The sequence below is a fragment of the Streptomyces sp. NPDC006372 genome (genome assembly GCF_040612515.1).
GTDB lineage: Bacteria > Actinomycetota > Actinomycetes > Streptomycetales > Streptomycetaceae > Streptomyces.
Map to the genome: position 1 here is coordinate 1 of NZ_JBEXQJ010000074.1, position 12,753 is coordinate 12,753.

Genomic DNA, 12,753 nt, shown 5'->3' on the forward strand with positions numbered 1-12,753 from the left:
GCGTGACGCGGCTCGGCGTGAGGCTCTGGGGAGAGGGCGGCGCCGGCACCGGCATGACGAACGGCGGTGCGCCGCCGGGGTGGCCTTTCTGCTGCCGCTGGCCGCTCCGTGGCCGGTGCTCGGCCTCGTCGGGGTGATGGGCGAGTTCACGCTGCGGCTGGTGGCCGTAGGCGGCATCGCCGCACACCTGATCCGGACGATCCCGCCGACCCGATTCACCGCCGCGCTGCGGGCGGCGCGGGTGCCCTCGGCGTTCACCGTCTCCGGCGCGGTGATGCTGCGGTTCGCGCCCACCATCGTGAGCGAGGCACAGGCGGTGCGGGACGCCATGCGGCTACGCGGGCTCGGCGGCTGGACGGCGATGCTGCGGCATCCCCTGCGTGCCATCGAGTACTTCACGGTCCCGCTGATGGCGTCGAGTCTCCGTGCGGCGGAGGACCTTTCGGCGTCGGCGCTGCTCCGCGGGCTGGGATCGCAGCCACGGCCGACGTCGATGCATCCGCCGCGGCTCGGCCCCGCGGACGCGGTGGCCGGATGTGTGGTGGTGCTGCTGGCGGCGGCGACAGTGCTGTGGAGGTCCGGGCGGTGATCCGGTTCAAGGGCGTCCGATGGGCGTATCAAGGGCATGACAAGACCGTGCTCGACGGGCTGGACCTGCACATCCGGCGCGGTGAGACCGTGGTGCTGTGCGGGCCGAGCGGTTCGGGCAAGAGCTCGGCGCTGCGGCTCATGAACGGCCTCATCCCGCATTTCCATGAGGGGACCCTGGAGGGGGAGGTCCGCGTCGCCGGGGAACCGATCCACGACCTGGCACAGGTCGGGCGGGTGACCGGGACGGTGCTGCAGCACCCCCGCCGCCAGTTCTTCACCGACGCCGTCGACACCGAACTGGCCTTCGCACTGGAGAACTTCGGTACGCCGCCTCAGCGCATCCGCCACCGGGTCGGCGAGGTCATCGCCGACTTCGGGCTGACCGCTCTCGACGGTTCGCTGCGGCAGATGTCGGGCGGTCAGCAGCAGCGGGTGGCGTGCGCGGCGGCCATCACGCACGGGCCGCCGTTGCTGCTGTTCGACGAACCCACCTCCAACCTGTCCCCGCAGGGCATCGCGGAGCTCACCACGGCCTTGCGTCACCTTCAGGGGCTGGGCGCAACCCTCGTCATCGCCGAACACCGTCTGCACTATCTGCGCGAACTCGCCGACCGGATCGTGGTGCTCCACGAGGGCCGGGTCAGCAGGGAATGGACCAGGGCCGAATTCGCGGGACTGACCGATGAGATGTTGCGCGAGGAGGGACTGCGCAGCCTCGACCCGCCCGGAAGGGACGGAGTGGCGCCGGCTTTCGCGTACGGACCCAGCATCGGCCCCGGAGGGACCCGGCCTCGTCCCGGGCCGGCGGCCGACGCCGACGGTGTTCTGCTGCGCGGCATCCGCTGCGGGTTCCGCGGCAGGCCCGTACTCGACATCGCGGCGGCGCATCTGCCCGCCGGTGTCATCACCGCCGTCACCGGGCCCAACGGGGCGGGCAAGACCACCCTGGCCCGGATCCTCGCCGGCCTGCAACGCCACGCCGGTCAGGTGCTCCTGGACGGTCGCCCGCTGTCCCGCGCGCGGCGGCAGCGCGAGACCGCGCTCGTGATGCAGGACGTGCAGCGGCAGCTGTTCACCGACAGCGTCACCGCCGAACTGATGCTCGGTGCGCTCCCGGAGCACGCGGGACACGCCGCCGCCGTGCTCGCCGGTCTCGACCTGAAGGGTTTCGGCGACCGGCACCCGCTGTCGCTGTCCGGAGGCCAGCAGCAGCGCCTGGTCGTGGCCACGGCCAGGCTGAGCGGCCGCCGCGTCGTCATTTTCGACGAGCCCAGCTCCGGTGTCGACCGCCGCCACCTGCAATCCATGACCCAGGTCATGCGCGATGTCGCCGGGTCGGGCGCCGTGGTGCTCCTCATCAGCCATGATGCCGACCTGCTCACCCTCGCCGCGGACCAGGAATTGTGCCTGGCCGCCCTGTGAAGAACTCACAGGGGCGGGGGTGAAGTGAACATTGTGACGCCGAGCCCGCGGCCGGTAACCTGCCGATATTGGTGCGGGTTGAATTTCTTGCAAATGATGTCGGCCTGTTTTCCGGGAATTGAGCGGGAAGCTGTGGAAATGGGGATGCCGGATGTGCGGAATAGCGGGCTGGGTTTCGTTCGACACCGATCTGACGCGCCAGGGTGACGTGCTCGACGCCATGACCGAGACGATGGCATGCCGCGGCCCGGACGGCCGTGGCACGTACCTGGGCACGCATGTGGGACTCGGGCACCGGCGTCTCGCCGTCATCGACCTGCCCGGTGGCACGCAGCCGATGAGCGTGAGCACGCCGGCCGGGGATGTCGTCCTGGTGTACTCCGGGGAGGCCTACAACTTCCAGGAGCTGCGCGGCCGCCTCGAGTCGCTGGGGCACAGCTTCCGGACGGACAGTGACACCGAGGTGGTGCTCCGCAGCTACCTGGAGTGGGGCGAGAGCGTCGTCGACCACCTCGACGGCATGTACGCGTTCGCGATCTGGGACGCGCGCGACCAGAAGTTGCTCCTCGTACGCGACCGCATGGGGATCAAGCCCCTCTTCTACCACCCCACTTCGGACGGTGTGCTGTTCGGCTCGGAACCGAAGGCGATCCTGGCGAACCCGCTGGTGCGCAAGGCGGTCGATACTGACGGGCTGCGGGAGCTGTTCGCGCAGACCAAGACCCCGGGCTGGGCGCTGTGGAAGGGCATGCACGAGGTGCTGCCGGGCACGCTGATCAGCGTGGACCGACGCGGCCTGCGGGAGCGGACCTACTGGCGCCTGCAGGCGGCCGAGCACACGGACAGCCTCGACGACACCGTGGCACGGGTTCGGGAGATGCTCACCGGGATCGTCGACCGGCAGCTGATCTCGGACGTGCCGCAGTGCGTCCTGCTCTCGGGCGGGCTGGACTCCAGCGCGATCACCGGCCTCGCGGCCGAGCGGCTGGCCCTGCGGGGCGAGCAGGTGCGCACCTTCTCGGTGGATTTCGCCGGACAGGAGGAGAATTTCGTCCCCGACGAGATGCGCGAGACCCCCGATTCGCCGTTCGTGCGCGATGTCGTGGCGCATGTGCGGTCCGCGCACCACGACGTGGTGCTGAACCCCGCCGACCTCTCGGACCCCGCGGTGCGGCGCGCTGCCGTCGGCGCGCGGGACATCCCGAACGGCTTCGGTGATCTGGACAATTCGCTGTACCTGCTGTTCAAGGCGATCAGGGAACGGTCGACAGTGGCGCTGTCGGGCGAGTCGGCCGACGAGGTGTTCGGCGGATATCCCTGGTTCCACGTCGAAGCGCTGACCCGCGCCGACACCTTCCCGTGGATGGCGGTCATCCCTCCGCTGAGCCTTGCGGCGCGCACCGACCACATCGAGCCCGGGCTGCGGAAGCGACTCGACGTGGGGGCCTACACCGCCGACCAGTACGCGACGGCGCTCGCCGAGGTCGAGCACCTCGACGGCGCGTCCGAGCTGGAGCGCCGCATGCGCTCGATGTTCCACCTCCACCTGACGCGTTTCGTGCGCAACATGCTCGACCGCAAGGACCGGCTGTCCATGGCGGTCGGGCTCGAGGTGCGGGTGCCGTTCTGCAACCATGAGCTCGTCGAGTACGTCTACAACACGCCGTGGTCGATGAAGGCGTTCGACGGCCGGGAGAAGAGCCTGCTGCGCCATGCCGCGGCCCCCGTGATGCCCCGCTCGGTGGTGGAGCGGGTCAAGAGCCCGTACCCGTCGCCGCAGAACCCCGAGTACGCGGCGAATCTGCAGCAGCAGGTGAAGGAGCTCGTCGCGACCCCCGATTCACAGGTGTTCTCGCTGGTCGACCGGGCCTGGGCGCAGCAGGTCGTGGCGCAGGATCCGGCGGGCATGCCGGTGGCCGTACGCGCCGGACTGGAGCGCGTGCTCGACCTGAGCACCTGGCTGGAGCTGCACTCGCCCGAACTGCAGCTGGACTGAGGGATCCCGGGCGACAAAGACCTCCGCGTGCGGTGGAGCCTGAAGGCTCCGCCCCACCGGAGGTCTCGCCGTGCTCAGGCCTGGGACGGGGGTGTCGCCGCTGTGGCCTGGGCGAGCAGCCCGTCGACGAGGGCCTGGAGCCCGTGGCGGTAGTCGTCCTCGGGTACCTGGGTCGGCCATTGACCGCTCAGGGCGGCCAGGCGGGGCGCCTGGGACGCGTCGAGTACGTCGGCCAGAGTTTCGCGGTTGGCGGGCTGCTCGTCGTCCACCGGCCGACGGCCGTGATGCGCCTGGACGAGGATCTCGCCGACCGTGTAGTACCAGAGGCTGCGGACGATATAGACGGCCCGTTCGGGTGAGCATCCGTAGTCGATGGCTCCGGCCACGATCGTCTCGATCAGCGACAGGGGCTTTTCGCCGAGGCGGACGAGGAACCCGTCGGCCGTCAGGACCCTCGCGGCCCAGGGCCAGGCGGCGAGGGAGTCGTGGATCGCGATGATGGCCGCGATGATCCGGTCCCGTGGCTCGCCGGGCAGGTCGGGGTGCGGGATCTGATCCGCGTACTCCTGCATCAGGAGGAACAGCAGGTCCTCCTTGTCCTGCACGTGGTGGTACAGGGTCGTTGACCCGATGCCGATCTCGGCGGCCAGTCGGCGGATGGTCAGCTTCTCCCAGCCGTCCCGATCGATGAGCCGGCGGGCCGCGGCCAGGATCTGCCGTCGGGAGGTTACGGGTGGTCGGCCGACTCGGCCGTGTGGTGCGTTGGTTCGGGACACCGTCCCATCATGCCCTTCTGCTCAGGACCTGCCGAAGTCGGTTGGCTCCGACCTCTGTGCTCAAAAGCGGGCTGTTCCAGTGATAATTTCAGAACGCGTTCGTAAAATCTACTGGCTCGAGCTGGACGACCTCGCGAGACGGGCGGGAGGTTCAGGTCGGCACCTGGCTTCATGCACTCAGCGGTGGCCGGCTCCACCTGGGCGTGCGTCTTCGAGGGCCTCTGGGGCTCTTGCCGGGGCCGCGCGGGGCAGCCCTGACGCCCATGTGACGCTCGTGCTGATGTGACGTCAGGTCTTGACGCGGGGTCAGGAAGAGATGTGGGTCGTCTCTTAGTTGTCGACCAACGACATGTGGTGCTCGTTGTAGCGGTCGCCCTGCACGCCGATGCGGCCGGCGAGATCGTTCAGGTCGGCCAGTTCGTCGGCGGAGAGCGCCAGTTGAGTGGCGCCGATGTTCTCTTCCACGCGGGACAGGCGTCGTGTTCCGGGGAACGGGACGATCGACGGGTGCTGGTCGAGGAGCCAGGCGAGGGCGACCTGGCCGGGTGTGGCGCCCTTGGCCCGGGCGAGCGATGAACGGCACGAAGCCGACGCCGAGGGCCGCGCAAGTGGGCAGCGCCTCCGGCTCGGGGTCCCGGGTCCACAACGAGTACTCGCTCTGCACCGCCGTCAACCGGATGCACCGCGTGGGCGCGGCAGATGGTCTGCGCACGGGCCTCCGAGAGCCCGAAGCAGCGCACCTTGCCTTCCCGTACGAGTTCGCCCACCGTGCCGGCAACGTCCTCGATCGGCGCGTCCGGGTCGACGCGGTGCTGGTAGAACAGGTCGATCGTGTCCACTCCGAGGCGCCTGAGGGAGGCGTCGGCCACGGTGCGGATCTGTTCTGGGCGGCTGTTGAGCCCGGCGGGCGCGCCGGTCTCGATGCGGAAGCCGAACTTGGTGGCGATGACCACGTCGTCGCGCAGCGGTGTGAGGGCTTCTCCGACGAGTTCCTCGTTGACGTACGGGCCGTACACCTCCGCGTGGTCGAAGAACGTGACGCCGCGTTCGACGGCCCGCATCCGGGCCTTCGGCATATGTTCGCCTCGGCCAGGCCCTCGGCCGCTGCACGGTTTGGCAGTGCGTTTCGGTGCTCGACGTCGCTGATCGGGTGAGCGCCATTTCCGCCGATCCGCTTGCCGAAGGGGGCGTACAGCAGGCGGGTGGCGTTCCAGCGTGCTTGTACGCAGATGCCCTTGGGGTGGCTGAGTGTGCGGAAGCCTTCGATGTCGTGGTATTCGCCCATCCCGCTGGCCGATGGTGTTCCTTAGCCGTTGGTGCGGGCGACGGCGAGCTGCGTGCGCTGGCGGCGGGCCATCCAGCCCATGAGCCGGACCATCGTGCGGCGGGGCAGGAGCTTGCCGGCGAGGGCGAGCGGCCGGCCGTTGGTGATCACTGACGGGGGCGCGGATCGGCGGTCGAGCGTGTCGAGGGCAATGGTCACGACCTGCTCGGGGGTTGCCCGTTTCGTGCCGTAGTCGGCGGACTGACTGCCGGCGACGTCGTAGAACTCGGTCCGGGTGGCGCCGGGGCACACGGCCAGGACACGCAGGCCGGTGCCGCGGGTCTCCTCCCACAGCGATTCGGTGAAGCTGAGGACGAACGCCTTGGTGGCGCCGTAGACGCTCAGGTATGGGGTCGGCTGGAAGCCCAGCAGGCTCGCGACGTTGATCAGGACGCCGGTGTCGGCGGAGGTCAGCGGGTCGATGTAGGCGCGGCTGAGGTCGACCAGCGCGCTGACGTTCAGCGCGATCATGCTTTGCAGGCGGTCGGGGTCCTCGTTGGTGAACGCGTCGTTGGTGCCGAAGCCGGCGTTGTTGACCAGTCCGGTGGCGTAGATGCCGCGGGACTCGAGTTCGGCGCGCAGCGTGCGGCCGGCGTCGGGCAGGCCGAGGTCGCGGGCGATGGCGGTCACCGTGACGCCGTGGGCGCGGGTGAGTTCGGCGGCCAGGCTCTCGAGCCGGTCCGCCCGGCGGGCCACCAGTACGAGGTTCGCGCCGCGGCGGGCCAGCTGGCGGGCGAATTCGGCGCCGAGGCCGGAGCTGGCGCCGGTGACGATGACGGTCTGACGGTGATAGTCGATTGTGCTCATGGCGTTCACTCTAGGCACCGTTTTGCACTGAGTGCAAGTACCTGCATCGAGTGAGGCAACGTACCATCGGTGCATGGCTCAGAAACCCACACCCATCCGGGAACAGACCCGCTCGGTGGTCCGATCGCTGCTGGCCCGAACCGCTATCGAGCTGTTCGCCACCAAGGGCTACGACGACACGACCCTCGATGAGGTCGCCGCCGCCGCGGGCGTCTCCCGGCGGACCCTGTTCAATTACTTCCGCAACAAGGAAGACCTCGCGCTCAGCGGTCTGGACGAACAGGGCGAGCTGATCGCCGCGCGCCTCGCCGAGCGCCCGGCCGACGAGGATGCCTGGACGGCGCTGCGCGCGGCGTTCCAGGTGCTCGAGGAGATCGACGTGACAGCCGAAGGGCGGCTGGAGTTCATCACGCTGCTGTTCGGCAACGATTCCCTACGCGCGGGACACGCCGAGAAGCAGGCGCGCTGGCAGGACCTGTTCGCGCCGCAGATCGAGCCGCGACTGCCCGACTCCGACCGCCGCACCCTGCAAGCGCGCGCGATCGCAGCCGCAGCGATCATCTGCCTGCAGGCAGCCAACGAGGAGTGGGTACGCCTGGGCGGACAGGCCGACCTGTTCGACCTCTACGACACCGCCGTACAGGCCATCCGCCGCCCCACCTGAAACCGGTGGCATCCAGCTCCACCACGCTCGTCGGCGGGGGACGAGGGCCCGAACCGTCTGACCGCGCCCAGCACGACCGAACGATCCGGCCACCGTGAGCCGCGCAGCCAGGGGGCAGCCCTGGACGGGGAGCCGCAGCGTTCGGTAGCCGCCGGCATCGAGCTCGGCCGTTTCGCCGGCGATGTTCACCGTGCGGGTGCCGTAGACCGAGACAGGACTCCGGAGCCGGCTCGTGCCGGTGGAGTTTCCGCGTCGCTTACCTGCAGCCCGCCGAGCGGGCCGCGCTCGACCAGGGAGTGGTGGGGCCCGCCGCGAGTAGGAGAACCGGGGCAGCGCGCTCGCATCGACCGGACCTGATCGTTCTCGGAGTCAACGGCTGTACCGATGTCCTCGCGGCTGACCGTGAAGCACGGTACCGGTCCAGCCGGCGAGGAGGGCGAGGGCTTCGGCGGAAGGTGAGGCGGGTTCGGGGGTGTAGATGGTGAGGGTCTGTTCAGGGTCGCCTTCGACGGCCAGGACGAGGTAGTCGAGGGTGAGGTCGCCGGCGATGGGGTGGTGGAGGCGTTTGGTGCCGCTGGTGTGAGCCTGGACGTCATGGTCGGCCCACATGCGGCGGAAGGTGTCGCTGTGCAGGGACAGCTCGCCGATCAGTTCGGTGAGCTGCGGGTCGTCGGGGTGGCGTCCGGCGTACAGGCGCAGCATGGCCAGGCAGTCGCCGGCGACCTGGTCCCAGTCGGCGTACAGGCTGCGGGCGGCCTCGTCGAGGAAGACGAAGCGGGCGAAGTTGCGCTCGCGGCGGGGCCGTGCTTCGAAGTCGGTGTAGAGGGTGTGGGCGAGCTTGTTGGCGGCCAGGACGTCCGTGCGTCGTCCCTGGACCACCGCGGGCACGTCGAGTGAGTCCAGGGTGCGGTAGAGGACCGGGTGGACCCGTTGGGGGGCGAGGGGGCGCTTGCGGCGGGCCCGGGCGGCTGTGGGCTGGGCGAGGTCGAAGAGGTGGGCGCGTTCGGTGTCGTCCAGTTGGAGGGCGCGGGCGACGGCCTCCAGGACGGTTTCGGAGATGCCCTGGGTGCGGCCCCGTTCCAGGCGGATGTAGTAGTCGACGCTGACTCCGGCGAGCTGGGCGACTTCCTCGCGGCGCAGGCCCGGCACGCGACGGGCACCGCCGTGCGGGACGAGTCCGGCCTGCTCGGGGGTGATCCGGGCCCGGCGGGTTCGCAGGAACTCACGGATCTCGCTGCTGCGGTCCATGGGTCCACCGTACGGCGGTACCTGGCAGGCCAGCGTGCTGAAGGGGGTACTGGCAGACCCCCGGAAGAGCGGTGCCCTTTACGGCGACCAACGGGACGTTCGCGGGTGGTTGCCTGGATAGCGGGCCTACCGCACGGCCGGCCGTGACCATTCGAGAAGTACGCGCCGTCGAGAAGCACGCGACGTAACCGCACGTAGGAGATCGTCGCCGGCGCTGCCCGCCGTCTGCCCCTTCCGCCGTACGTCTTGTAGAAGAGGACACCCCCATGGCTTCGAAACTGACCGGCACCGTCGCGCTCGTCACCGGTGCGAGCAGCGGTATCGGCGCCGCCACCGCTCGCCGGCTCGCCGAGCAGGGCGCCTCGGTGGCGCTCGTGGCCCGCCGCAAGGACCGCCTGGAAGCCCTTTCCGCTGAGATCGAGCAAGCGGGCGGCACCGCGCTGGTGGTGGCAGCGGACATCACCGACCGCATCCAGGCCGAGAACGCCGTACAGCAGGTCGTCGACCGGTACGGACGCCTGGACACCCTGGTCAACAATGCCGGCCTGATGCTCCTGGGCCCCGTGGTCGGAGCGGAGGCCGAGGAGTGGGACCGCATGATCGCCGTCAACGTCCAGGGCCTGCTCTACACCACCCGCGCCGCCCTGCCGCACCTGCTCAAGGCCGCCGAACAGGACCCACGCCAGGTCGCCGACATCGCCAACATCGGCTCTGTCGCCGGCCGCGTGGCGAGCAAGGGCTTCGGCGTCTACAACGCCACGAAGTTCGGCGTGCACGCCTTCACAGAGTCCCTGCGCCAGGAAGTGACCCAGCGTCACGTGCGCGTCGGCGTCCTGGAGCCGGGTGCCGTGGAGAGCGAACTGGGCACGCACAACAAGCCCGAGATCCGCCGCGAGGTGATCGATCCCTACTTCGAGGGGACCGAGGTCCTGGCCGCCGAGGACATCGCCGACGGCGTCGCCTACATGGTCACCCGCCCGCGCCACGCCGCCGTCGGCGAGCTGTGGATCATGCCCACCGAGCAGGGCTGACCCCCCCGGGCCCGCTCGGCAACATCACGCACTGGGCGCCTCATCCGGCGCCTGAAAGGAAATCCCCATGAGCAAGGTCGTTTTCGTCACCGGTGCCGGACGTGGTCTGGGCACGGACATCGCCCGCCAGGCCCTCGACGCCGGTCACCAGGTCGTCGCCACCGGCCGCCGCCCCGAGGAGGTCGAGAAGACCCTGGGCGGCCCGCAGGACGACCTGCTGGTCACCAGGCTGGACGTCACCAGCCTGGACGACGCGCTCGCGGCCGCCCAGGCCGCCGTCGACCGCTTCGGCCGCATCGACGTCCTGATCAACAACGCCGGGAACTTCTACGCCGGTTTCTTCGAGGAGATCTCGCCGGAGCACATGCGCCGGCAGATCGAGACCAACCTCTTCGGCCCGATGAACGTCACCCGCGCCGTCCTGCCCGTCATGCGCGCTCAGCGCGACGGCCACGTCGTCACGATCTCCTCGCTCGCCGGTCAGGTCGGCACGGAGTTCACCTCCGCCTATGCCGCATCCAAGTTCGCCGTCGAGGGCTGGATGGAATCGCTGCACCAGGACATCGCCCCGTACAACATCCGCACCACGATCGTGGAGCCCGGCTACTTCCGCACCGAGCTGCTCGTGGACGCCTCCACCACCTGGCCCGAGCCGTCCATCGACGACTACGCCGTGCGCACCACCGCCACGGTCGAAGCATGGAAGAGCATCAACGGGCAACAGCCGGGCGACCCCACCAAACTCGCCCACGCCCTGCTGACCCTCGCCGACCAGGACCAGCCGCCGCTGCGCTTCGTCGCCGGCGCTGACGCCATCGAGGGCGTCACGGCCAAGGCCAAGGAACTTCTCGCCCAGGCCGAAGCCTCCCGTGAACTGGGCGGCAACCTCGGCCACGACCACACCAGCGCCTGACACCACCCCATGCACCGGGCCGGCCACCCGACCCGCCCGGTGCGCCAGGAGGCCGCGAGACACGGAGACCCGCAGCCAGTTGTATTGGTCACGAGCGTTATCGAGTCGACAGTTCGTGACGCCGGGGTCCTTGTGGAGTCACCTATGCTCGCGCCCAGTTGGTGTGACCAGTTCGCTGCAGGGGGCGGGGAGCCGCATGGCCGATGAGATCAAGTACGAGTACAAGGCCGTGCAGACGGTTCGGGGCACCGACGGTTTGGTGATCTCGAAGATGCAGAAGGACGGATGGGAGCTCGTGGAACAGCTCCCAGGCAGACTTCGCACCACCCTCAACTTTCGTCGGCCGAAGAGGCCACTACCGTGGCGTCTGATCGGGGCGGGGGCTGCCGTCCTCGTGGTCTTGGCCGCCATCATCGTCACTGGCGTCGCGCTCGGCGACTCAGACGAGGAGAAGGGCGCGTCAGCCAGTTCGACGGCCGGCAGCGAGAAGCCTTCCGTTACGCCGCCCGCAGACGAGCCGACTGCCGTTGAGGTGATCACGGCGCAGAACAATCGCGAGTTCGCAGCGTTGTTGAAGGCGGACCCGTGTGACGAGGCGAACGTGACCTTCGCAACCAAGCACGAGGGGCGGACAGTCGCCTTCGACGGGTCAATCAGGCACATGGCGTCCCACGGGGAGGATCAGACGCGCTACGACTTCCTTCTTGGGCCGGGCGACAAGGGACCGCGGACGACGGACGGCCCGAACTTCAAGTACGCAGACGTCAACACCGGAAATCTGCACCTGACCGGCAAGCAGGTCCCTGCCACCGTTGCGGTTGGCGACAAGTTCCGCTTCGTCGCCAAGGTGATCGAGTTCAACACGGTTCAGTGCCTCTTCCGCCTAGCCCCGGTCTCGACGGAGACCCGATAGCCGAAATGGGCAGCCTGCCCATCATGGAGGGGGCTGCCCGAGGGACTTCCCAACCGGATTGTCAGACCGCAGCGCCAGCGGTGTACGTACAAGTCGGCGGCTGCCGCATGGCGGGGCAAGCGGTGCCGCAGCGTGCCCCGGGGCGCCACGCTGGGGCAGGGCCCTGGACCTGCCGGGCGGCTGGCTACGGTTCCAGGAATTCAAGCGCCCGCGGGACGAATCTGGCGTGGTGCTGGAAGATCCCACCGTGCCCGGCGTCGGGGTAGAGGGGTTCGAGTTCGCCTTGGGGCAGCCGGGCTGCCAGGTCGACCGAGTTGACGCTCGGGACCATGCGATCGCTCTCACCGTTGGTCACCAGGACCGGTTGGTGGATGCGCGCCAGATCGGCCGGTGCCTGGCGGCCCCAGTGGTGGATGGCCTTCAGCTGGGCGCGGAACGATGAGAGCGAGATGGCCTTGTCGCGGTCGACCGTCCGTTCCTTCAGCCGGTCCAGGAAGGCGTGGGCCGCCCGTCGGCCCCCCGCGGTGTCGGTGAAGAAGAGGTACTGCTTCGGGTCTTTGCGGGTCAGGACGGCCTTGACGGTGTCCCTGATGGTGAGGCTTGTGACCTTGTCGATGCCGGGGCCACCGGCGGGTCCCGTGCCCGCGAGGACGAGCTTGCGTACGAGATCGGGTTCTTCTGCCGCGATGACCTGGGCGATGAAGCCGCCCATCGACAGGCCGAGCAGGTCGACCCTGTCGTACCCGAGGGCCCGGATGAACAGCACGGTGTCCCGGGCCATCGCCTCGATCGTGTCGGGTGTGGAGCCGCCGGACGCGCCGACGCCACGGTTGTCGAAGGTGACCACGGGGCGGCGGGCGGCGAGTCCGTCGACGACGCGGGGATCCCAGTTGTCCAGGACTGCGGACAGGTGGTTGAGGAGGATCAGTGGTACGCCGTCGTCCGGGCCGAGTCGCCGGTAGACGAAGGGCACGCCACGCACGGACACGGAGCGGTTCGGCGTGTTCTTGTACGACATCGGGGCGGGGGAACTGGGCGGTGTGCTCATGACCGGGTCCTGAGGTGGTG

11 protein-coding genes and 1 pseudogene are annotated in these 12,753 nt (G+C 69.3%); 7 read left to right on the top strand and 5 right to left on the bottom strand.

What is annotated here, in order from left to right; translation table 11 throughout:
• The 3 genes from ABZ016_RS42520 to asnB all read left to right on the top strand — a co-directional run.
• Positions 1-589 (top strand): energy-coupling factor transporter transmembrane component T (locus ABZ016_RS42520; protein ID WP_356922165.1); only part of this gene is annotated, 589 nt, incomplete at its 5' end.
• Positions 586-2,013 carry an ABC transporter ATP-binding protein gene (locus tag ABZ016_RS42525; RefSeq protein ID WP_356922166.1) on the top strand — a complete coding sequence of 476 codons (1,428 nt, stop codon included), beginning with the start codon at positions 586-588 and terminating at the stop codon, positions 2,011-2,013. The genes ABZ016_RS42520 and ABZ016_RS42525, both read left to right, overlap by 4 nt.
• Before the next feature lie 151 nt (positions 2,014-2,164).
• The gene (asnB, locus tag ABZ016_RS42530) at positions 2,165-4,009 is read left to right on the top strand and encodes an asparagine synthase (glutamine-hydrolyzing) (RefSeq protein WP_356922167.1); all 1,845 of its coding nucleotides are present in this window, start codon (positions 2,165-2,167) and stop codon (positions 4,007-4,009) included.
• A 74-nt stretch (positions 4,010-4,083) separates the two neighbouring features.
• On the opposite strand, the gene ABZ016_RS42535 is transcribed toward asnB, so the two are convergent.
• From ABZ016_RS42535 to ABZ016_RS42545, 3 genes and pseudogenes are all read right to left on the bottom strand, one after another.
• Complete coding sequence (locus ABZ016_RS42535; protein ID WP_356922168.1) at positions 4,084-4,785, bottom strand: TetR/AcrR family transcriptional regulator; 702 nt, start codon at positions 4,783-4,785, stop codon at positions 4,084-4,086.
• Between the two features lie 330 nt (positions 4,786-5,115).
• Positions 5,116-5,861: pseudogene (locus ABZ016_RS42540) on the bottom strand (aldo/keto reductase).
• Positions 5,862-6,091: 230 nt separating this feature from the next.
• Positions 6,092-6,916, bottom strand: coding sequence for an SDR family oxidoreductase (locus ABZ016_RS42545; protein ID WP_356922169.1), 825 nt, complete (start codon positions 6,914-6,916; stop codon positions 6,092-6,094).
• A 73-nt stretch (positions 6,917-6,989) separates the two neighbouring features.
• On the opposite strand from ABZ016_RS42545, the gene ABZ016_RS42550 reads away from it, so the two are divergent.
• Entirely contained in the window at positions 6,990-7,580 is a 591-nt protein-coding gene (locus ABZ016_RS42550; RefSeq protein WP_356922170.1) for a helix-turn-helix domain-containing protein, read from the top strand.
• 369 nt (positions 7,581-7,949) lie between these two features.
• Here the strand turns inward: ABZ016_RS42550 and ABZ016_RS42555 are convergent, their stop codons facing one another.
• Entirely contained in the window at positions 7,950-8,828 is an 879-nt protein-coding gene (locus ABZ016_RS42555) for a helix-turn-helix transcriptional regulator (RefSeq protein WP_356922171.1), read from the bottom strand.
• A gap of 266 nt (positions 8,829-9,094) precedes the next feature.
• Here ABZ016_RS42555 and ABZ016_RS42560 point away from each other — a divergent pair, with 266 nt between their 5' ends.
• From ABZ016_RS42560 to ABZ016_RS42570, 3 genes are all read left to right on the top strand, one after another.
• A complete protein-coding gene (locus tag ABZ016_RS42560) occupies positions 9,095-9,859 on the top strand; it encodes an SDR family NAD(P)-dependent oxidoreductase (protein ID WP_356922172.1) in 765 nt (254 codons plus the stop codon).
• A gap of 67 nt (positions 9,860-9,926) precedes the next feature.
• Complete coding sequence (locus ABZ016_RS42565) at positions 9,927-10,772, top strand: SDR family oxidoreductase (protein ID WP_356922173.1); 846 nt, start codon at positions 9,927-9,929, stop codon at positions 10,770-10,772.
• Positions 10,773-10,968: 196 nt separating this feature from the next.
• Positions 10,969-11,685 (top strand): DUF4839 domain-containing protein, encoded by a 717-nt coding sequence (locus tag ABZ016_RS42570; protein WP_356922174.1) that lies wholly within the window; start codon positions 10,969-10,971, stop codon positions 11,683-11,685.
• Positions 11,686-11,869: 184 nt separating this feature from the next.
• On the opposite strand, the gene ABZ016_RS42575 is transcribed toward ABZ016_RS42570, so the two are convergent.
• Complete coding sequence (locus ABZ016_RS42575) at positions 11,870-12,733, bottom strand: alpha/beta hydrolase (protein ID WP_356922175.1); 864 nt, start codon at positions 12,731-12,733, stop codon at positions 11,870-11,872.
• Positions 12,734-12,753: the final 20 nt, after the last annotated feature.